The organism is Pseudooceanicola sp., assembly GCF_029213205.1.
Taxonomy (GTDB): Bacteria; Pseudomonadota; Alphaproteobacteria; order Rhodobacterales; family Rhodobacteraceae; genus Pseudooceanicola.
This window is the reverse complement of record NZ_JARGNH010000012.1, coordinates 34,254-55,699: the sequence shown is the minus strand read 5'-3', so window position 1 is coordinate 55,699 and position 21,446 is coordinate 34,254. Positions and strand designations below refer to the sequence as shown.

The 21,446-nt window shown below is 62.5% G+C and carries 16 protein-coding genes and 2 pseudogenes; 4 read left to right on the top strand and 14 right to left on the bottom strand.

From position 1 onward, the window contains the following. Positions 1-10: 10 nt before the first annotated feature. From P1U48_RS10770 to P1U48_RS10735, 8 genes and pseudogenes are all read right to left on the bottom strand, one after another. Positions 11-1,201 (bottom strand): FAD/NAD(P)-binding oxidoreductase, encoded by a 1,191-nt coding sequence (locus P1U48_RS10770; protein WP_366142877.1) that lies wholly within the window; start codon positions 1,199-1,201, stop codon positions 11-13. Positions 1,202-1,600: 399 nt separating this feature from the next. Continuing rightward, entirely contained in the window at positions 1,601-1,741 is a 141-nt protein-coding gene (gene cydX / locus P1U48_RS10765) for a cytochrome bd-I oxidase subunit CydX (RefSeq protein ID WP_301068986.1), read from the bottom strand. A 14-nt stretch (positions 1,742-1,755) separates the two neighbouring features. After that, the gene (cydB, locus tag P1U48_RS10760) at positions 1,756-2,919 is read right to left on the bottom strand and encodes a cytochrome d ubiquinol oxidase subunit II (RefSeq protein ID WP_301068984.1); all 1,164 of its coding nucleotides are present in this window, start codon (positions 2,917-2,919) and stop codon (positions 1,756-1,758) included. A 5-nt stretch (positions 2,920-2,924) separates the two neighbouring features. After that, the gene (locus tag P1U48_RS10755; RefSeq protein ID WP_301068983.1) at positions 2,925-4,535 is read right to left on the bottom strand and encodes a cytochrome ubiquinol oxidase subunit I; all 1,611 of its coding nucleotides are present in this window, start codon (positions 4,533-4,535) and stop codon (positions 2,925-2,927) included. 122 nt (positions 4,536-4,657) lie between these two features. Then, positions 4,658-6,298, bottom strand: a complete 1,641-nt coding sequence (gene cydC, locus P1U48_RS10750) for a thiol reductant ABC exporter subunit CydC (RefSeq protein WP_301068982.1) — start codon at positions 6,296-6,298, stop codon at positions 4,658-4,660. Beyond that, positions 6,295-7,962 (bottom strand): thiol reductant ABC exporter subunit CydD, encoded by a 1,668-nt coding sequence (gene cydD, locus P1U48_RS10745; RefSeq protein ID WP_301068981.1) that lies wholly within the window; start codon positions 7,960-7,962, stop codon positions 6,295-6,297. Before cydD ends, cydC begins: the two co-directional genes overlap by 4 nt. A 185-nt stretch (positions 7,963-8,147) precedes the next feature. Then, positions 8,148-8,349 (bottom strand): annotated as a pseudogene (locus tag P1U48_RS10740) (IS3 family transposase); the annotation flags it as partial. 6 nt (positions 8,350-8,355) lie between these two features. Continuing rightward, on the bottom strand, positions 8,356-9,372 hold the full coding sequence (locus tag P1U48_RS10735) for a hypothetical protein (RefSeq protein WP_301068980.1): 1,017 nt from the start codon (positions 9,370-9,372) through the stop codon (positions 8,356-8,358). Positions 9,373-9,515: 143 nt separating this feature from the next. On the opposite strand from P1U48_RS10735, the gene prs reads away from it, so the two are divergent. Then, positions 9,516-10,487: a ribose-phosphate diphosphokinase gene (prs, locus tag P1U48_RS10730; RefSeq protein ID WP_301068979.1), complete on the top strand. Its 972-nt coding sequence runs from the start codon at positions 9,516-9,518 to the stop codon at positions 10,485-10,487. A 207-nt stretch (positions 10,488-10,694) separates the two neighbouring features. Then, the gene (locus tag P1U48_RS10725; RefSeq protein WP_301068978.1) at positions 10,695-11,537 is read left to right on the top strand and encodes a hypothetical protein; all 843 of its coding nucleotides are present in this window, start codon (positions 10,695-10,697) and stop codon (positions 11,535-11,537) included. Between the two features lie 38 nt (positions 11,538-11,575). Here P1U48_RS10725 and P1U48_RS10720 read toward each other — a convergent pair whose 3' ends face one another. From P1U48_RS10720 to P1U48_RS10710, 3 genes are all read right to left on the bottom strand, one after another. Next, entirely contained in the window at positions 11,576-12,580 is a 1,005-nt protein-coding gene (locus P1U48_RS10720) for an SUMF1/EgtB/PvdO family nonheme iron enzyme (RefSeq protein ID WP_301068977.1), read from the bottom strand. Next, complete coding sequence (locus P1U48_RS10715; protein ID WP_301068976.1) at positions 12,577-14,265, bottom strand: hypothetical protein; 1,689 nt, start codon at positions 14,263-14,265, stop codon at positions 12,577-12,579. Before P1U48_RS10715 ends, P1U48_RS10720 begins: the two co-directional genes overlap by 4 nt. Before the next feature lie 73 nt (positions 14,266-14,338). After that, positions 14,339-15,373 carry an NAD-dependent epimerase/dehydratase family protein gene (locus P1U48_RS10710; protein WP_301068975.1) on the bottom strand — a complete coding sequence of 345 codons (1,035 nt, stop codon included), beginning with the start codon at positions 15,371-15,373 and terminating at the stop codon, positions 14,339-14,341. 354 nt (positions 15,374-15,727) lie between these two features. Here P1U48_RS10710 and P1U48_RS10705 point away from each other — a divergent pair, with 354 nt between their 5' ends. After that, positions 15,728-17,161, top strand: a complete 1,434-nt coding sequence (locus P1U48_RS10705) for a UbiA family prenyltransferase (RefSeq protein WP_301068974.1) — start codon at positions 15,728-15,730, stop codon at positions 17,159-17,161. Positions 17,162-17,379: 218 nt separating this feature from the next. Here the strand turns inward: P1U48_RS10705 and P1U48_RS10700 are convergent, their stop codons facing one another. Then, the gene (locus P1U48_RS10700; protein ID WP_301068972.1) at positions 17,380-17,787 is read right to left on the bottom strand and encodes a GtrA family protein; all 408 of its coding nucleotides are present in this window, start codon (positions 17,785-17,787) and stop codon (positions 17,380-17,382) included. 410 nt (positions 17,788-18,197) lie between these two features. Between P1U48_RS10700 and P1U48_RS10695 the strand changes: the two are divergent. After that, positions 18,198-18,335, top strand: a pseudogene (locus P1U48_RS10695) (elongation factor P); the annotation flags it as partial. A gap of 44 nt (positions 18,336-18,379) precedes the next feature. Here P1U48_RS10695 and P1U48_RS10690 read toward each other — a convergent pair. Next, positions 18,380-20,668: a molybdopterin guanine dinucleotide-containing S/N-oxide reductase gene (locus P1U48_RS10690; protein ID WP_301068971.1), complete on the bottom strand. Its 2,289-nt coding sequence runs from the start codon at positions 20,666-20,668 to the stop codon at positions 18,380-18,382. Positions 20,669-20,687: 19 nt separating this feature from the next. Next, positions 20,688-21,446 carry an enoyl-CoA hydratase-related protein gene (locus P1U48_RS10685; RefSeq protein ID WP_301068970.1) on the bottom strand — a complete coding sequence of 253 codons (759 nt, stop codon included), beginning with the start codon at positions 21,444-21,446 and terminating at the stop codon, positions 20,688-20,690.

Genomic DNA, 21,446 nt, shown 5'->3' with positions numbered 1-21,446 from the left:
ATCGGCCTCCTCAGGCTTTGCCGCGCAACATTGCGTTATAGGTCGCTTTCAGCGCCACTTCTTCCATCAACCAGCTGATCCACAGCTCTTCCAAGGGGGCAATGATGCCGGGGAAAGAGGGGGTCAGGTTGTTGTGGTAATCGAATTCGACCAGCATCGCGCGGCCAACCCGTGTCATCAGCGGGCAGGATGTATAGCCGTCATAGACAGCATTGCCTTCCCGCCCTTCAATGGCCGCGATCAGGTGATCCTCGACCACCGGCACCTGCCATTTCACCGAGGCCGCGGTCTTGCCCTTGGGCACACCGGCCACATCGCCAAGCGCGAAAACCTCGGGGTAGCGCAGGTGGCGCAGGGTCTGTTGATCGACCTCGACCCAGCCCTGATCTGTCCACTTGTCCGCCCAGCTCAGGCCGGATTGACGAACCACATCGGGCGCGCGCTGCGGAGAGATGACATGGAGATAGTCATACCCCATCTCTGTATCCCCCTCGGGCGTGGCAAAGGTCGCGATCTTGCGCCCCGGCTCTATCGCCTTGAGAACATGGCTGTATTGGGGAGTGATGCCGCGGTCCTCGAACAGCATCCGCACTTTTTCGGAAACGATCGGCAGCCCGAACAGGCTGTTGTTGTTTGAGGCATAGTGCATTTCATGCTTGCCCGCGCCAGCGGTGCGTGTGGCGATGTCTTCGATCAGGAAGGCATGCTTGAGCGGGGCGCCGGCGCATTTCATCTCTGTCGCGGGGCGGGTGAAGATCCCGACGCCGCCGTCTTCGGTGAACTTTGATGCGGCCTCCCAGGTCTTGGCCGCATATTGAGCGCCGGGATACAGCGCACCGATGCCGTTGGTCCCGACCAGGTCAAGCGAGAAGCCCTCGATCGCGTCGTGATCCAGAACAAGACCAGGTGCGACGACAAGGAAGTCATAGGCGAATGTCTGAGCGCCGCTTGTGCTGACGGTCTTGGCGACCGGGTCAATGGCAGCGGCAGCTTCGGGGATCAGTGTGATCCCCTTGGACAGCCAGTCGGCCGTGTTTGATTGCGTGTAGCTTGCTGGCTTCAGCCCGGCCGCCACCAGCGACAGGCCCGGTTGATATAGATGCTCGGTACTGGGATCGAGAATGGTGATCTCTGCCCCGTCCAGCCGCCCGACGAGGCGGTTGGCCAGGGATGTCCCTGCCGCCCCTGCCCCGATGATCACGATACGCGCTTTTGTCTGAACCCGTTGAGCGGAGGCTGGACGCACAGCAGCAGCGGTTGCAAGCCCTCCGAGCGTAAGCCCCAGGAACGCGCGGCGCGAGGGCTGGATTTCATTGATGGACTTCATCTTTCACTGCCTTTCGGTAAACTCTGTCAGGCTGGCGATGGTGCATTCGGGAGCACCCGCTCCAGCGCAACGGTGCCGGTGCTGCGTGTTTCTACCAGGCCAGCGTTGTGACATCCGGGTCGAACAAACGCCCTTCGACCAGGTTCGCAAGCCGCGATCCGATTGCCTGATCTGCTTCTGAAGCTGACATTAGACTGACTTTCTGTCGCTGAGGTTATGGGGGCGAGGCCCGGCGGCGGCGAGAAGAAGACCGCCGCCGGGCCACCATCTCGGTCAGGACCGTGGTGCCTGTGCCGAAGCGTCTGCGCCTTCAGCCATCCTGCGTTCATCTTCTTTCAACTCAAGCCACATCGCGTTCATCACGGCAAAGATGGCGGCCAGCGGAAGGCCCAAAAGCCATGCAAAATACCACATCGGGAAGCCTTTCTTCAGTAAACGGAATTGGAGTTTTCAGAAACATCGGCCTCGGTGACCTTGCCCCAGAGCACCTTGTAGACCCAGGCGGTGTACATCAGGATCAGCGGCATGAAGATCGCCGTGACCACCAGCATGATGAACAGAGTGAGGTGCGAGGATGAGCTGTTCCAGACGGTCAGCGAGGATTGCGGGTCGCTTGAGCTGGGCATGATGAACGGGAACATGGTCAGGCCAACCGAGGAAATCACCCCGAGGATCGCCATCTTCGAGAACAGCAGGGTTGAAACTTCGCGCCCGGCCCGCAGACCGAGAAAGGTCAGCAAGCCGCCTAGGATCCCCAGAACCGGTGCGACAACGATCCACGGACGATCCGCATAGGCGCTCAGCCAGGACGACGTGCGCTCGACCTCGAAGTGCAAAGGATTGGAGGGGCCATTGGTCAGGTAATCCCCCACGATCCGGAAGCCTTCGATGCCGACGGCCATCCACAGGCCCGCCAGAACGTAAGCGCCGACAGCCACCAGCGCCGCAATGGATCCGATCGCACGGGCCCGTGCCTGCACCACACCTTCGGCTTTCAGGGTCAACCACGCGCCGCCATGCATCACCAGCATCGCAAAGGACACAACACCGGCAAGGAGAGAGAACGGATCAAGCAGGCCGATGAACTTCATGTACCATGCCCCCTCGTAGATGGTGTGCAGATCATCGGTAAAGTGGAACGGAACCCCCTGGATCACGTTGCCGACCGCCACACCAAACAAGAGCGCTGGGATTGCACCACTGCCGAACAGCGCCCAGTCCCAGGTGTTGCGCCAGCGCGGGTCGTCGCGCTTGGAGCGGTATTTGAACGCCACCGGCCGCACGATGAAGGCCGCGAGGATGACAAACATCGCAAGGTAAAAGCCCGAAAAACTGACCGCGTAAAGTGGCGGCCAGGCGGCAAAGATCGCGCCACCGCCAAGGATGAACCAGACCTGGTTGCCTTCCCAGACCGGGCCGACCGTATTGATCGCAACGCGGCGTTCGACATCGGTCTTGGCGACGAAGGGCAAAAGCGCGCCGACCCCCATGTCGAACCCGTCTGTCAGGGCAAAGCCGATCAGCAATACCCCCAGAAGGCCCCACCAGATCACGCGCAGCAATTCATAGCTCATAAAATCATGCAGGATCATCTGTCTTACTCCGCAGGCATGGCGATGGCGTCGGCGTTCTTCCGGCCGGCCAGGCGATTGTGGTGACGGGCGTTCCAGGCCTCGGTTTCTTCAACGTCCTGGTACGGGCCCTTGCGAATGTATTTCAGCATCAGGCCCATCTCGATGATGAACAGCACCGTGTAGAACAACACGAAGCCCGCCAGCGTCAGCGCCACCTCGGTCATTGACAGGGCCGAGACCGACATCGCCGTCGGTAGCACGCCGTCCACCGTCCAGGGCTGACGTCCGAATTCGGCGACGAACCAGCCCAGCTCGGCGGCAAGCCACGGCGCCGGGATCATCCAGACGGCCAGATGCAGGGCAGGGCGCGGGAAGTTCATGCCCTTGAACGAGGCCCGATAGAAGAAATACAGCATCGTGCCGATGAAGCCGAAGCCAAGCCCCACCATCAGCCGGAACGCCCAGAACAGCGGCCATACCTGCGGCACGGTATCGTTGGCAGCGGCCTTGATCTGCTCCTCGGTCGCGTCCAGCGGGTTGTCGACGTATTTCTTCAGCAGGAAGGCAAAGCCGAGGTCGGCGGAATGCGCCTCAAATGTCGCCAATGTGGCCGGGTCGGCAGCATCGCGTTGTTCGCGCACGTGCAGCAAGGCGTCATAGGCAATCAGCCCCGAGCGGATGCGGTCTTCGGCGTCGGCCACCAGATCGTTGATACCGGGCATTTCGGTGGTCAGCGAGCGGGTGCCGATCAGGCCCATCACCCAGGGGATCGAGATGGCGTATTTCGTCTCGCGCGCCTCCTGGTCGGGAAAGCCGATCAGATTGAATGGCGCGGGCGCGTCGTGGGTCTCCCACATGCCTTCCATCGCGGCGAGCTTCATTTTTTGGTTGTGGGATGCGGAGTAACCCGATTCATCCCCCAGCAGCACGACCGACAACGCCGAGGCCAGGCCAAAGGCCGCGCCCACGGTGATCGAGCGGCGCGCCAGATCGCTGTGCCGCCCCTTCAGCAGGTACCAGGCCGAGACGCCAATCACGAAGACCGAAGCGGTGACATAGCCTGCCGAAACCGTGTGCACGAATTTGGCCTGCGCGACCTCGTTGAACAGCACCTCGAAGAAGTCCGTCATCTCCATCCGCATCGTCATCGGATTGAATTCAGCCCCCACCGGGTTCTGCATCCAGCCGTTGGCGATCAGGATCCACAGCGCCGAGAAGTTCGAGCCGATGGCCACCAGCCAGGCGACGGTCAGGTGCGCGACCTTGCTCAGCTTGTCCCAGCCAAAGAAGAACAGCCCGACGAAGGTCGCCTCAAGGAAGAAGGCCATCAGACCCTCGATCGCCAGCGGCGCGCCGAAAATGTCGCCGACATAGTGGCTGTAGTAGCTCCAGTTCATGCCGAACTGGAATTCCATGGTGATGCCGGTGGCGACGCCAAGCACGAAGTTGATGCCGAACAGCATCCCCCAAAACTTGGTCATCTGTCGCCAGATCGGGCGATTGGTCATGACATAGACCGTCTCCATGATCGCCACGAGGACAGACAGGCCCAACGTCAGCGGCACGAAGAGAAAGTGATACAGGGCTGTCATAGCAAATTGCAGGCGTGACAGCTCAACGATCCCAAATTCCATAACTATTGCTCCAGATATCGGGGACCGACCTCCCCTACTTCAAATTCCCGCTCTGGAATGTATCTAGAGCAGAGCGCTGTGTGGCTTTGATCTGAATCAATAAACGATATCGCAGATAAAGCTTAAATCAAGCTGACGGTTCGATCAGCAAAACTTGCCTCAACAAGGCGGTGGGCTGCGATCACAACAGCCGCGTCAGGCAAAAACCGACGCATCCCCGCGAGCACGGCTCGAGCGGTGGCTTCGTCCAACCCTTCGGTTGGTTCATCCAGGAGCAGCACCTGCGGACGGCGCAGCAACACACGGGCCAGGACCAATCGGCGCGCTTCGCCACCTGACAGACCTTCACCGCCGGCACCGATGGCGGTGTTCAAACCGGCTCTTGCTTGCAAAACTTCGACAAGCTGAACGGCCTCAAGAACCTGCCATAGTGTTTCATCATCACTGTTCGGAGCGGCAAGCCGAAGCGTATCCGCGACCGTTCCACTCATCAGGGCACTGCGCTGAGGCAACAGCGCGACGACGCTGCGCAGTGACGGCTCATCCCAATCCGAGATCGGCAAACCGTCCAGCGTGATCCGCCCCGCTGCGACCGGATGCAGACCCGCAATCGATAAAAGCAACGTGGATTTTCCGGATCCACTGGGCCCGGTCAGGGCCACGGCCTCACCAGATCGGGCCTCAAAGCTCAGGCCATTGAGTACAGGAATCTTTGAAAGCGGACGCTGCAAAGCCACCGCCTGGATCTGCAACGGCCCGCCTGTCGCGGCGGCGGGTGCGGTTGTTGGCAATGGCACCGCGATATCGCGCGAAACGCGTCTGGCAGCCTCGGCCATACGCCCCAGATCGCTGGCCGCCCGACGCAGGGGCGCGATGGTTTCGGCAAGGGCCAAGGTTGTAAAGAATCCAAGAGCGGCAAGCGAGGGGGCGAGATTGCCCGCCTGCACCATCGTTATGCCCAGCCACAACGTGCCCCCAGCGATCAAGGTTCCAAGCATTTGCAGGGCGGCTCCGGTTAGGCGCTCAGCGTGGTCTTGTTGCCCCTGCAAAGCCCGCCGTCGCCTATCAGCCTCCAATGCGAAATCGGATTGCGCAAGCAATCGGCCCTGCACCGCCAGGTCGCGGCGCCCGCGAATGAGGTCAATCAGGCGCGATCGGAACGCCTGCGCGGCCGCCTCGGCCCGGCGGGACAGACGCGCGGTCTTGCGGGTGGCCTGCACAAAGATCACAGCCCCCCCCAAAACATAGCCTGCCAAAATCCACAGCGCGACCGCCCCCCCAATCAGTGCCCAGATCACCGCGAAAACAAGCGCTTGCGTCATCAGCCCGGCCATCACTGGCAAGACGAGCCGCAGAGCCACGCCATCCAGGACATCGATATCCGCCGTCAACCGGTTCAGCGCCTGCGCCCCCCTGATACGGAGCATCCGGGGATAAGGGGCCACGACAAGCCCGGCAAGCAGCCGTACACGCAACGATTCCAAGGCCCTCAGAGTGGCGTCATGGGTCAGGACCCGCTCTCCGTAGCGCGCGGCGGCGCGGCCAAGGGCGAGAAAGCGCACCATCGCAGAGGGACGAAAGACATCGAATACGGCCCCCATGCCCGCCAGCCCCGCAGCGGCGGCGGCGGTGATGAACCACCCGGACAACCCCAGCAATGCAGCGCCCATCAACAGAACGACACAGCTCAGCGCCGCGCCGCGCCACAGGGCGGTCGGTTGTTCACGCAGGATCAGTCGAAAGATGCGCCACAAAGCGGTCATGACCGGCCTCCGATCCAGATGGTCCGGTCCATCTTTGCAGCAAGGTTGCTATCATGTGTCGCCACGATCAGCGTCGCGCCGCGATCCGCTTGCGCCAACAGTCCGCGAGTCACTGCCGCTGCCGTGTCCGCATCCAGATCCGCGGTCGGCTCATCCGCCAGGATCACGTCTGGCGCGCCGTGAATTGCGCGGGCCAGTGTGATACGCCGCGCCTCACCGCCCGAAAGACCGCCACCGGTTTCGCCAAGACGTGTGTTCAAGCCCTGCGGCAAGGCTGCAACGACCTGGCTGACCGCCGCCAGTTCCAGCGCCTGCGCCGGGTCCTTCCCGCGGCCAAGCGTCAGGTTGTGGCGCAAGCTGGCATTCAGGAAATGGGGCGCCTGCGGCATCCAACCGATCCGGGCGCGCCAGGGATCCGCCGTGGTGTTGTCCAGTGGTTGACCGGCCACCATGACGCGGCCCGAAACCGGCGCGCGCAGCCCAGCGATCATTCGCAACACGGTTGTCTTGCCGGTCCCGCTGGCCCCCATCAAGGCAACTTTTTCGCCGGACATTACATCAATGTCATCCAGGACAGCGCCGCCCGGCAAGACACACCCCCGCAACGAGACGCTGGCGGGACCGACAAGCGGGCTTGCGGACCCGCCCTGCCCCAGCAAGCTTGCGGTTTCGGCCCCGCTCCACTCGGACAGCTCGGCAAAGACGGCATCGGCAGAGGCTTTGTCATGCCAAGCGGCCGCAAGATCACGCAACGGTTGATAGAATTCAGGCGCAAGCAGCAAAAGAAACAGGCCCACTTGCGGAGACATCGGATCACCCCAGGTGCCGAAGTCCAGGGCGCCCAAGAGCGAGAAACCGACATAAACCGCCACCATTGCCACACCGATCGCGGCAAAAAGTTCCAACACGGTGGACGACAAGAACGCCACCCGCAGCACGGCCATCGTGCGTTTGCGAAAATCACCTGCCTGTGCCGAGAAGCCTTCAAGGACTGTCTTGTTCGCCCCCAGCAGACGGATATCGACGAGCGCCGACAATCGCTCGACAAGAAGATCATTGAGTGTCCCGATCTCGGCCATCTGCCGCTGGCTCGCCTCCTTGGCGGCCATCCCGACCAGCGCCATGAACACTGGAATCAGAGGTCCGGAAACAAGAAAGATCAGCGCGACCGCCCATGAGAACCAAACGGCGAGCGCGAAGATGACCATTGGCACGACCATCACCCGCGCCCGCGCCGACGCATAGCGGGTGATGTAGGCGGTCAGATGATCCAGCTTTTCGCTCGCCAAAGCTGAAATACTTCCGGCGCCTCCAAATGGACTGTCCGAGGCGCGACGGGCCTCATGCGAAACGATATCTGCGCGCGCCGCATGGACCACGCGTTGCGCGGCGGTTTCGGCCAGAGATTCGGACCTGACTCCAAGGACGGCGCGCACCGCCCCCAAGGCAATAAAGCCGCAAGCGACCCAAACGGGCGACACATCGGCGCCCGTCAGCAGCCCCCCCAGCGCGAAAGCGACCAGCCCTGCTTGCGCCGGCCACAGAAGGCTGGCCAAAACGGCGAAAACCGCTGCCCGCTGCTGGCATTTGCGGCCCGGAGTCAGCCAATCACGTGCTGAAATCGCATTGGAATTGTCCTCACCGCTCCTCGGTTGATGCACCACGCGGCCCTCCTAAACTTGAATCTGGAATTCCAGTTATATTAGTTTGAACTGCGTCTATGTGATCTGGATCAAATACACCGTCCGATAGTCCTCCCAGTATTAACGGGACGTGGCCGTAGAACTTACGCAGCCATTTTCAGTTTCATGGCGGGGGGTAACCACTGGCAACTCCACACGGATGGCCTGGGCTGGCCGGGTCGCGCGATGAGGTTGTTGAGGCTCTGGATGACCCGCTCTACCGGCAGGGAAAGTCCATCTCGATGCCCAAGCTTTCCGGCTGAAGTCGTCCAATACGTTCAACCGCCGGAACGCGCGGCCGTTCGCTAACCGATCAACCATGAAATCCATCGACCAGGTCAAATCAGGCATCGCCGGCACGCCAACCTCAAACGATTAAGGCAACAATGCCGGTTCGAGGATCTGGCGTGCGACCGACAGATAGTTGCGCGCCTGTACCGGCCATTTCTCGGGGTTGCGGATATGGTCGTCGCGCAAGTGGTCGATCGACAACCGCGCCCGGGTCAGCGCCCGGAATGCACCATAGGCCTTCAGCAGACCGGGCGACGGCGGATTGCCATGAACTGCCTTCAGAAGGTCAAGCAGCCGGGGCCAGATCCAGTCAGCACCCAACATGGCGCATTCGAGACCGAGGTAATTCACCTCGTCATAGATGTCGACCTGGCGCAGTTTCGACGCAAACTCAAGCCGGTCAAAGATGACGGGCGGCGAGGTCAGGCAGACATGCTCCGGTCGCAGGTCACCGTGGCCCTCGACAATCAGACCTGCGGCCCGGCGTTCCTCGATCTCGGCGCGGAAACTGTGCAGGAGAGCGGTCACGGCTTCCGGGATCGAGGGTGAATAGTCCGGGCCAAGATGATGCCCCATCTCAGACAGATGGGCCGCGTTGATCAGACTTTCGTGAAGCAGGTGATCGAAATAGGCGCCACCTGGCACGATCTCGTGGCGTCTCTCTTGATAGAAGGTGGAAAGCCGGTCTATCACCGCATCCACATCGGATTCCGACACCCGCCCGGCACTCAACCGGGTGTCGAGAAACTGGTCCGATGGCAGGCGCTGCATCTGCACCAGCCAGTCCACGATATGTCCCGCGCCACCGAGACGAAGCGCGCCTTGCTCGGACTGCACCAGTGGCACCACGCCGACATAGACGGGGCCAGCCAGCTGGCGGTTCAGCCGAAGTTCCTCGTGGCAGATGAAATCGCGGGTCTGCAGGCTTCGGAAATCAACAATGCCGAAGACCACCGGCTTCTTGATCTTGTAGGCCTGATCGCCCACCAGAAAGACCATCGCCGTATGGGTCTCGATTACCGTCACATCGCCTGCCAGGGCGCCGTAAGCCTCGGGTCGCGACAGGTATGCAACCTTTTCCTGAAACCTCACATCGCGCATCCCGTCTTGCCGCCTCCCTGCTGACGGGGCACAATCCCCCGATGGCAGTGGTCGCGCCTGCCCATGTGTTTGTCAGCCGGAGCTTTTGCGGTTGCGTTGATCCAAGTCAATGCGATCACCCCATTCCAACCTAACGTGGTCTCATGTTGTTCTTTGCCCTCAATGGTTCTGAAACGCTGGGCCAAGCCATTGCGGCTGCGACAGGGTTTGACGTGGCGCCACACGAAGAGCGCGAATTTGAGGGGGGCGAACACAAGGCCCGTCCGTTGGTCTCGGTGCGTGGCAAGGATATCTTTGTTCTGCACAATCTGAACGGCCGCGAGGGCGCGTCGGCAAACGATCGACTGCTGCGGCTCTTGTTCTTCATTGCCACCTGTCGGGAGAATGGCGCGGCCCGGGTGACGGCGGTGGTGCCCTATTTGGCCTACTCCCGCAAAGACCGGCAGACCAAACCGCGCGATCCGGTGACCACGCGATATGTCGCGTCCTTGTTCGAGGCCGTGGGCACCGACATGGTGATGACGCTGGACGTGCATACGATCCTGGCGTTTCAGAACGCCTTTCGCTGCCGTACCCTGCATCTGGACACGCGTCGGCTTTTCGCTGCCGATATTGCCGCCCGGATGCCCGAGGGGGCCATCGCGGTGGTGTCGCCCGACGGCGGCGGCGTCAAGCGCGCGGAACTGCTGCGCGAGACCCTTGAGGCGGTATCGGGGCGCGCAGTGGACTTTGGCTTTATGGAAAAGCGTCGCAGTGGCGGCGTGGTCTCCGGCTCATTGTTCGCCGGGGATGTCGAGGGTCGTCAGGTCTTTATCGTGGACGACATGATCTGCGGCGGCGATACCGTCCTGCGCGCGGCCTTGGCCTGTCGGCAGCACGGTGCCACGGCGGTGAACGTGCTGGCTGCCCATGGCATGATGACCCCGAAAGGGATCGGGGTTCTGGGCGATGCCGCGATTGACGGGATCACGCTTACCGACAGCGTGGCACCTTTCGCGGTGCCCACAGCCGCGCTGGCTGCGAAGCTGCGTGTGCTTTCGGTGGGCCCCTTGTTCGCACAGGTCATTCTGGCGGTGCATGAGAGGCGCCCGGTCGGGGATAGTGTTTCACCCTGATGTGACCGGGCACAGACACCCACACACCAAGATTGACGCAAATCCGCCAATTGCCGTAGGGGCAGACAGCGGAATTCCGCGCGCGATTTGAACGTCGCTTGACCTGAATGCCGCCCCGTCGGCATTACTGGAACCACAACGTTCGCCAGACCAATGAGGTAACCGATGAAAAGATCCGCTTCGATCGGAGCCATGGCCTGCGGCCTATTGCTGGCGAGCGCCATTTCAGCATTCGCATCCAATACGCGGTCGGCCTCGTGCAACACCAAGCTTGCTGAAGATATTCCGGCGCGGACATCCGCAGCCCCCGCGGGCAGCACCCTCATGCAGCAGGTGATGCGCCTGAGCGGCAGAGCGCGTGATGCCGTGGTCAAAGAGCAGGTGCTGGCCGGAAATGTGCCATCGTTCCTGCGCAACCTGTCGCCTGTCACCTTCACCGGCAAACAGGCCGATGGCCAGGCCGTTCAGGTCGTGATCTGCGTCCTGCCGGATTATCTGGCCGTTGGCAGCGACCGTGATTTCGTGCGTATCCCGATGGGCCTTCCGACTGCCGCCGAAATCGCCGACCGGTTTGGTTTCTTTTTGCCGACGCCCAAGATGGTGGACGCGATCTATGCCCAGGCCAAGGTGCGTCTGGTGGCAAGCCCGATGCCGGCGAACGACCGGATGCGGTCTACCGCCTATCTGTTGCAGCACAATCGGACGGTGGAGACCCAGCTTGCGACGTTTTCCGTTCCGGCAAAAGATCTGACCGCTGGCGAGAAGAAGGACGTCGTGTTCTCGCTTCGGCTGCGCGCGCATCCAGGCAAGGTGGCGATCTATGGCTGGCAGCGGGGGAATGGCCGCCCGATCCAGCCGCTCAGCACTGTGCATGGCGCCGAATATGCCGATTATAGCCATGGCATCCGGCTGGTCAGCGGCACCGCCTATGTCGATGGCGCGCCGCAGCCCTTGGCTGATGTGATGCAGGACTCTCGACTGGCGCAGATCGTCAGCAGCGAAGGGCCGATCGCAAACGCGCAGGCCCTGCTGACGTCACTTTACCAGTGACCCTGTTTACCAGTTGATCCTGTCGCAGGTCGCCGGGTTCAGTCCAGCGTCTTGCAGCACCGAAAGCCCAGATGGTAATTCGCGTGGCTTTTCGGGTCGAGCACGCGGGTGCCGTGCCAGAACGGCGCCCTCCACCGGCACCAATCCGGGTGGGCGCGGTATTTGTCGAAGATGAACCAGCTGCCCTTCATCTCGGTCACGCCAAGGGTGGTGCTGCCGGTGCTTGCCATCTGTTTGGGCGCGAGCGGCAGGTTCATATGCTCTGCCGCGTTGCCGTTCAGGTCATAGACCCCCAAAGTGCTGCGGCAATCAGGGAAACTGCCCGTCGGATAGGTGTTGGAACCGCAGTTGCCATAGCCGCCGCCCGGGCACGTCGCGCTCTTCGTGCTGTTGGCGGCGCAGACGCCGCGCTGATAGCTTGGGCCATAGCTCCAGCTTTGGGTCGGGGCGAATTTGGTGTTGTGCTGGGCGCGCATCCGCGCGACCGCGGTGCTGGCGGACGCCCCGGCTGACAGATCGAAACGGTAGTCGGGCGAGTTCAACTCACCGGCACAGGCCCCCTCCCATTCATGGGCGTCGCAGATGCGTTCGCCGACGGCGGCACAAATCTGGGCGGCTTCGGCAGCCTTGACCCAGACGACAGGGTAGGTGCAGGGAATGTTAGGAAATTCAAACTGGTCGATGCAGACCTTGGCATCCTCGGGCCGCTGGCTGCGCGGATCGTAGAGGGGGGCGAGGTATTTGCCGCCGCAGATCCTTTCGAACCTTGGGTTGGAATAGCCCGCCGGACCGCCCGGGATATGCGACCGGCATTGCTCGGGCGTCAAGGGATGGGTGGTAATCGCCGGGTTGCCCTGCCCGATATAGCCCGAGCGCGCAAAGATCGCCTTGACCCGCTCCATTTGCCTGTCTGACAGGCGGTGCACCTGCCGAAGCTGCTGAAACAAGACATCATTGTTCCTTTGCAGGGCGGTTTCGGCAAATCCGGCAGAGGCTCCACAAAGCACCAAAGCCGCCAGTGCGGTAAAGAGCTTGCGTATCATGGCTGATCCTCTTTCCTGACCAGATAGAACAAGTCGCGATTGTCAGCAAAGCCCACGAACCTCGGCAGCAGGTTGCCCTTGCGGTCTTTCGCGTCGGCCTCTGACATCGACGGGACGAGGTGTTCGACCTGCACCGTGCCATCGCTGCGCAGATAAAGCGCCATGTAGGTCAGCACCGGCGCGTTCATGTCCAGCTGCATGGCGAATGTGCAGCCATAGGCCTGAAACGTGCGCGCCATCGCAGACGGTGTCGCCGTCGAGAAATAGCCGTAGACGAGAAAGCGGTGGCCACCGCTTTCCTTCAGGCAGGCGCCAGCCCGAAGGGTGCGCAGCTGCGCGTCAGCCGACCCCGACCAGTTGCCAGCCCCCCATTGCGTGACCAGCGCACCGGGGAGGCCAAGGCCGGTTGCCGGGTCGGTCTCCAGGATCGGAACCCCGTTCTGGCGCGCGAACCGGATGTTGGGCAGCAAGGTCTCGTCGTCTTCCCGGCTCCACGCCTTCATGTTGATCGTGCCATCGTTCAGCACGTAGAGCGTGGACAGGCCGGGTTGCAGCTTGCTCAGGATCACCCCTTGTTCAATGAAACCATAGTGCGAGCCGCGATTGACTGTGGAAAACGGACCCCACTTGAACGCCCCGTGCCGGCGTTTGAAGCCACCCGCGAAGGTGGCGATGGTCTGGCCGGCAAGCGCTGGGCCGACCATGCCGGTCATCACCAGCGGCGCAGGCGAGCCGACACCGTCCGGCCCCGGCAACTTGCCACTGCGTACGGAACTGGGCGGGCGCGGCGACCAATCAAGGCGGGGATGGTCGGTTCCCACGGCATACCCGAGGTCAAAGCGCGACAGGTCGAAGGCGATCATGTAATCATTGGCGCGTGCCTCGACCCGATCAAGCGGGTTTACCGTGCCGGGCCCTTTCAGGATTTCGGCGTTGATCGCGTTTGGCCGGATGGCGCTGGCAAACACCCCGTCCAGACCGGCGACCGGATACCAAAGCCCCAAGGACATCTCGCCCGCCTCTGGACCGACCAGGCCGAAGCCAAGGTCGGTGGTGACAACCGGGTGGCTGCTGAGCGCAGGCCCGATCTGGGCGGCCACATCAGCTTGTTCCTTTTCCGGCGTGCCATCGGCCGCAACCGTCTTGCCATTTTCGGCATAGGCATCCTTATAGAATGTGGACTTCACAAAGCCGACGATCTTGTCACCGCCCCAGATATTGTCGCGCAGGAACCCGGTGGTGCGCTCCAGCGTCGACTGCGCCCCCGACACCTTGTTGCGCAGGGTCAGCTTTCCGTCGCAGATTGCCGCATAGGGCAATCCGTTGTCTTGGGCCGTCACGAGTTGCGACGGCGCACCGGTCCAGGGCACGCAACGCGTGGTGGCGGTCTTGCCTGCAATGACAAGCGCGGGCTCCGGGTCGGAGGACAGGGAAATCCGCTGGCCCTTCGGATCCGGGTTCTCGATATGGTAGGTTTCAAGATCCTTGGCACCATCGTCGCCGATCAGCACAAGAAACCAGCCATTGCTGGCGGGATTGAGCGAGATCAGCCTCAGCGCCTTGCCAGAGTCGGGCAGGACCGCGGCCGTTTCCTGCCGGAAAGGTTGCAGCTCGACAATGCTCTTGGGGCGTTCGGCGTCGTACTGCGCGCGTTGATCCGTCAGTTGCTGGGCCGTCTGCGCCATGGCGCCGCCAGGAACCAGGGCGGCAAGTGCCAGGCCAATCGCTGCGGCCCGTGATCTGTTGCGGCGTTCGGCTTTAGAATACATAGCGTGCAAGGGCCAATGCTCCTCTTTTCCAGGGCACGCGATGCGTCACCCCTGCGCGTTTCGCGATCCCGTCGCGGTTGGCAACATACCAGTCGTAATTCTGGATCAGCGCCTCGTCGTTAGAGTATTTCGGGGCGTAGCCAAGACGGTTGGTGATCTTGTCGATGCTGACAAAGCTTTCCTTTGCGGCGGTTTCATAGATCCACGGATACAGCGGCGACAGGTGCAGCGCCTCGAGCACTTTCAGAATCCAGATCGCCGCAGCGACGGGCAGGCCGATCACCCGTTTGCCGTGACCGGCCCGGTCCAGCACGGTCTGAAAGCCCTGCCGCAGCGTGCCATAGCGTGCGGCACCCACGTTGAAGACATCGTTGACGGTGTCACGGTCGCCCGTGGCACAGAGCAACACGGCCTGACACAGGTCCTCGACATCCAGCAGTTGGTACAGGTTATCGCCACGCCCAAGCACCGGAAAACTGTGACCGGTGAAGGCAAAGTCATACAGCAGCTCGAACACGCCAAGCCGCTCTGGCCCGACAAAGGATTTCGGACGCAGCACAGGAAGGCAGAGGCCGCGCGCGCGGTACTCGACGCAAAGCGCCTCGGCCAGCACCTTGGCCTCGCCGTAAGGGCCGACGCCGATCAGCCGGTCTTCTTCGGTCAGCGGATGATGATCCGGCACCCCATAGACCGCCGTTGAAGAGATATGAATAAAGCGGTCGATCCCAAGTCTGGTCGCGGCTTCAAGCAAGCCGCGCGTGCCTTCGACATCGGTCGACATGATTTCTTCCCGGGTGCAAAGCGGGAGGGCCGCGGCGCAATGAACGACGACATCGATGCCGTCGAACGCCTGCGCATGCAGCGCATGATCACGGATATCCCCCTGCAGCACCGAGATCTGGTCCGCCTCGGGATAATCGAACGGGGCGATGTCATAGCTGCGCACCTGATGGCCGCGCTCCAGCAGGTAGCGCGTGAGGTTGATGCCCATGAAACCCGCGCCGCCGGTAATCAGATAATGCATTCACCCCCCTTGGCCCACCCGCTACAACGAATACCGCGAATCTGCATTCGTCGGCTCCAATAATCGACAGCCTAGAAGAAACCGGCGGGCGAGACATGATCCGTATCAAGCTCGACCAAGTTTCTGCGGCCAGATTGAAAAACATGCGATAGCGACGCCGTGGTCGGGCCGCCAAACGCGTTTTGCGCACCCGGATATCGCGGGCGGGAAAGGCGCATGGCATAGCGCTTGGAACCTGCGCGAAAGACGCCGCCCTGGCAATCCGCGGCGCCTGTCGCCCCTTTCGCACGCCCGGGTTTCCTTACAGACCGCTCCGTGCTATCGGCGGATTATTCCTTTTGGCAAGGATATCGGATGAAGCAGTTTGGTTCGGTTGAAGACGCGGCTCTGGTTCCGTTGGTCCTGGATGTCGATGGCTCGTTGCTGCTGACGGATTTGCTGCTTGAAAACCTGTGGGCCGCATTGCGGGTCGATCTTCTGGCCACATTACGCACTGTCGCGACTTCGATCCGCACACCGGCACGCCTGAAACAACAACTGTCGATGATCGCATCGCCCGATCCGAGTTTGTTGCCGGTCCGCGCCGCCGTTCTTGACCTGGCCAGACAGGCCGCAATGATCGGGCGCCCGGTGTTGCTGGTGTCGGGGGCCGACCAGGTTCTGGTTGATGGCCTGGCGCAGCAACTCGGGTTGCCGGGGCCTCACTTCGGCTCGGATGGAAAGACCAATCTGACCGGGGCCAGCAAGTCCCGGTTGCTTGTCTCGAAATTCGGAGAGGGCGGGTTCGACTATGTCGGAAACGCCGCCGAGGACCTGATGGTATGGCAACATGCGCGCCGTTGCATCGTCGTCGCACCGGGCGCGCAAATGTCCAGGCGCGTGGCGACGTTGGAAAAGCCGGTGGAGGTGGTCGGAAGCCGCTGGAAACTGTCGAGCCTGATTGCTGAAATGCGTCCCCATCAATGGGCAAAGAACCTGTTGTTGCTGCTGCCACTTCTGGCGGCGCATGGCGGCTCGTTTCAGGCTGTCTTGTCGACGATGCTGGCGATCGCCGCGTTTTGCGCCGGGGCATCCTCGCTTTACCTGGTCAATGACATGCTTGACCTGGGCGATGACCGGCAACACCCGGAAAAACGATCGCGACCGCTCGCCTCCGGAGCCTTACCACTGGCGGTTGGAATGATTGCCAGCGTCTGTCTCGGCGTCAGCGCCGTGTTGGTCAGTTGGGCGGTGGCCCCCGATGTCACCGGCTTGCTGGTCTTGTACATGACCCTATCACTGGCCTACTCGTTGTCCTGGAAACAAATCCGTTGGGTGGATTTGTTCGTTCTGGCAACACTTTACGTGCTTCGCGTTCTCACCGGAGCCGCCGCCTCGAATATCGCGGTTTCGGCGTGGCTGATCGCGTTCTGTTTCGCGGTCTTCTTCACGCTCGGCATCGTAAAACGCCTGACCGCCCTCGCGCGCGCCACAAACGGCGGCACCTTACCCGGGCGCGGGTATAGCGCCGCCCAATTGAAGGGGCTGCAGCGTCTTGCCCTGCTGACAAGCTTGGCCAGCGCTGCCATTTTTCTTGGCTACAGTCTCGGTCCGGATGCCGGGCGGCTCTATTCAAGCCCCGAAATTCTGCGATGGGCGACGGTTCCGATCGGCTTCTGGTTGATGCGCATGGTTATATTGAGCCGACAGGGCCGCGAGGATTTTGATCCGATGGTATTCGTAGCACACGACCGGACCGGCCTGGCGATCGTAGCGACCGGACTGGCGCTGGTTGCACTTTCAATCTGACAAGGCTCAGGCTCATCGAAAGCCCGTTTTCGGCCTGTTTTCGGTCGGTGCCGCGGGCTTCTGCCCTGTGTTTGACGCTGGTGACGGCAATGTCACCCGATGGCTCTCACACATTCAACTGCAGATTGTTTCCCTCCCGCAGCTGCTTTGCAAACCTGCCCGCATCGCGCTGGTGAGCGCCCAGGCAGGCTTTTGTCTTCATCATCTTGGTGAACAACCTAAGGCGAGGAGGCCGGGGGCAATGGGAACACATATCGCCGGTCGAGGCGGTACTTGATGAAATACCCCACTGTCAGCCCCAGAGCCGCTCCAATCTGGGCCATATGCACACTGTCGAAGACAAGCAGGAAAGTGGTTTCGCTGACCCAGAAGATCAGCGTCGTGGCAATTCCGGTCAGCGTATAGCGCGAGAATTGGCTGCCCTGCACGCGCAGGCTGCGATTACGATCAAAGAAGATCCAGCGCCGGTCGAGCAGATATTTCACCACAAGCCCGGCGCCGGTACCGGCAACGAGGGCCACCCCATAGCGTAACGACAAGGGCAGTATCGCAAGGCAGGCGCTCTGCACCGCCAGATTGGCGAGTGACGCGATCACAGCGAAGAGGGCGTAACGCAATGCAAACAAGGGATGTGGTCACCATTTCCGAATTGATCTTGCGAAACGCTAGCCCTCCCGGCAGGCAGCCTCAAGCACGTCCGCCGGATCCCGGGGCAAGCCCCACGGCTTTCGCCGGATCGGGACCGTATTGAACTCGCCAGTTCCATGCGCCGACGCCAGCCCCAAGCCCGGCCCATGGCGCGCAGGATATGCGGATCCTGCGTCCGGTCTGCGCTGGGCAGATAGGTGGCGGGCGGCATGATCTTCGGCCGACCGTTCTGCTTGCGGACCTTGAGCGGCACGAAGATCTGGATGGACTCGTCGGGTTTCATCATTCCGCCGCAACTCGGTCACCACGGCTGTTTTCACGAGGTCGGCAGAAAGGCGACGCGGGATGGCCGTCCCGCTGATCCTCAGGTCGCCTACTCATAAGAGTTGTTGTGGTCACCGAGACCGAACCGGTGGTCAAGGGGCAGACCACGGCGTCCAGCGACAAGCCCGCGAGAACCGGGATCGGCGTGCGCGCCATGGTGCCGTCGCATATCGACGCCGGCCCCGGCGGGATCATAAACTCCGCCAAAACACCACGTCGAACCCGCCCAGGGCTGACCCGACTCGCTCAGCCCCCTGATTCGCGCACGAAATCCGGCAGGGCAAAGGCGGTCGTGCAGGGGGGCACGTTCAGCGGCCCCGACACCCGGACAAGGCAGGTCTGCGCCGCGCTGCCCTGCGACAGGCTCGACGTCCCGACATCGAGCGTCAGGACGTTGGGATTGCCGTGACGGTCGCGCCCGGTCTCGTCCGGGTCGTGCCACGCGCCGGTCGACAGGCGCACGACGCCCGGCATGATCCGGTCGTTCAGGCAGACCGCCGCAAGGCAGGCACCACGATCATTCGAAAGCTCGACCGTATCGCCCGCTGCGATCCCGCGCGCCACAGCGTCTTCGGGGTTCATATGCATCTGTTCGCGTCCGTTCACCTTGCCGTCGCGACTGTAACGCGAGGCGTCGAGTTGGCTGTGCAGCTTGCGGCCCGGCTGGTCCGACAGCATGTGCAGCATCCCCTCACCCGCCGAGCCGAGCCATTCACGCGGCTCCAGCCACACCGCGTGGCCCGGGCAATCGGGCAGGCCAAAGCTGTCGATGGTTTCCGAGAAGATCTCGATCAGCCCCGAAGGCGTGGGCAGTTTGTTCGCCTCCGGGTCGCTCCGGAAGGGTTCCAGCAGGACAATCGGTTCGGCATGGCTGTTCAGGTCGATCAGCCCCTGTTCGCGAAATCCCTCGAAATCGGGCAGGTCGATGCCGCGCTTGATGACGGACTTGCGGTTTTCCTCGTACATCCGGCGCAGCCAGCCCTCGGTGTCCAGCCCCTCGGTATAGGCGTCGGCGCAGCCCAGCCGTTCCGCCAGCGCGGTGAAGATGGCATAGTCGTCCCGCGCCTCGCCAATCGGTTCGGCAAGCTTGCGCATCGCGACAAGGTGGCCTTCGCGGCGTGAATAGCCGATGTCCTCGCGCTCGGCGGTGATGGTCGCGGGCAGGACGATATCGGCGTGCTTGGCGGTCGCGGTCCAATATTGCTCGTTCACGATCACGGTGCCCGGTTTCTCCCAGGCCTTTTCGAGCCGGTTGAGATCCTGGTGGTGGTGCCAGGGGTTGCCCCCGGCCCAGTAGATCAGCTGGATGTCGGGGTAATTGTAGGTCTTGCCGTCATAGGCAAAGGGCGCGCCGGGGTTCTCAAGCATCTCGGATATCCGTGCGACCGGGATGAAATCGGACACCGCGTTGTGCCCCTGCGGCAGGGTCGGACCGGGCAGCCAGGCCTCGGCGCTGCCAAGGTTGTTGGTGGCGCCATAGCCGAACCCGAAGCCGCCGCCGGGCAAGCCGATCTGGCCCAGCATCGCCGACAGGGTCACCAGCATCCAGCAGGGTTGTTCGCCGTGGCTGGCCCGTTGCAGTGACCATGACATGTTGATCATCGTCCTTGTGCCGGCCATCTCGCGCGCAATCCGGCGGATGGTGTCGGCGGGCACGCCCGAGATCCCCTCGGCCCAATCGGGCGTGCGGGCGATGCCGTCCTCCGCGCCGGTCAGGTAGGCCGCGAACTTGTCATAGCCAGTGCAGTAGCGGTCAAGGAAAGCGCGGTCGGCCAGCCCCTCGCTGTGCAGGACATGGGCCATGCCCAGCATGACGGCGGTGTCGGTGTTGGGGCGGCTCTGCACCCATTCCGCGTCGGCCTCTAGATTGTCGCCCACGGGCCCGAAATTGATCATCCGAATCCCGGCTTCGGCCATCGCCTTGAGCCCGGGGCGCAGGTGGTGGCGCAGCATCCCTCCGGCCGCGATCTGGGAGTTCTTCCAAGGCACGCCACCAAAGCAGACCAGCAGCTTGGTGTGATCGCGCATCACGTCCCACGAGGTGTGATGTGTCATCAGCCACTCCATCGGCGCGATGACGCGCGGCATGATGACCCGCGCGGCGCCGAGAGAATAGGAGTTCAGATGCCGCACATAGCCGCCCGCCGTGTTCAGGAACCGGTGCACCTGGCTTTGCGCGTGGTGGAAACGTCCGGCGCTGGACCAGCCGTAAGACCCGCCAAAAACCGCCGCGTTGCCATGGGTCTTGCGCACCCGGTCGATCTCGGCGGCGGCAAGGTCGAGCGCGCGGTCCCAGGAGACTTCGACAAACGGCTCATGTCCGCGCAGATCGGGGCGGGCGCCGGGGCCGTGCTCCAGCCAGCTCTTGCGCACGGCGGGCCTGCGCACCCGGATCGACTGGAGCCCCTCGTCCAGCTGATCCAGCCCGATCGGGTTGGGATCCTGATCCGCCCCGTGCGGCGTCAGGATGACGCGTCCCTCGGCGTCGGTCTCGGCGACCCGCACGCCCCAGTGGCTTGATGTATGCCGTGTCATGTCGGACTCTCCCTGAGGCTCAGCAGCCCTTGAATTCCGGTTTGCGTTTTTCGCGGAAGGCGGCGACGCCTTCCTTGGAATCATAGCTCTGCGCCACCCGGTCCAGCGCGATTCTCGCATGAACCATATGCTCTGCCGGGGCGCGGGCCAAAACGTCACGGTTGACCGCGGTCTTGAGCGTGGACAGCACCAGCGGCGCCATGTCCGCCATCTCGCGCGCCATCTGAAGCGCCGCGTCGAGGTGGCCACCGGCGGGCGTGACCTCGTTCACCAGCCCCATTTCATAGGCGCGGCGGCCCGCGACCGTCCGGCCAAGCAGGATAATCTCCATCGCCATCTTTTGCGGGATCCGGGCGGCCAGCGCCGGGATCATGCCGCCGGTGATGCCGACCTTGGCCTCGGGATAGGAAAACTTCGACGTCTCGGTGCAGACACACAGATCGGCCATCACGGCGAGCAGCATCCCGCCGCCGATGCACCAACCGTCCACGGCAGCGATCACCGGCTTTGCGGTGTCGAGGCCGACGGTCGGCACGCAACGCCAGAACTCTGGCCTGTCGGTGACGTCGGCGCCTGACGAGAACGCCTTGCCACCCGCGCCGGTGATGATCGCCACCCGCTGGTCGGAGGCGTCGAACTCGGCAAAGGCCTGCTGGATATCCTTGGCCGCACCGCTGCTGATAGCGTTCATCTTCTTCGGGCGGTTGATCGTCACGATCGTGACCGGCCCGTCCTCGCGGATTTCGACACCGCTCTCCATGACCCGTGCCTCGCCCAT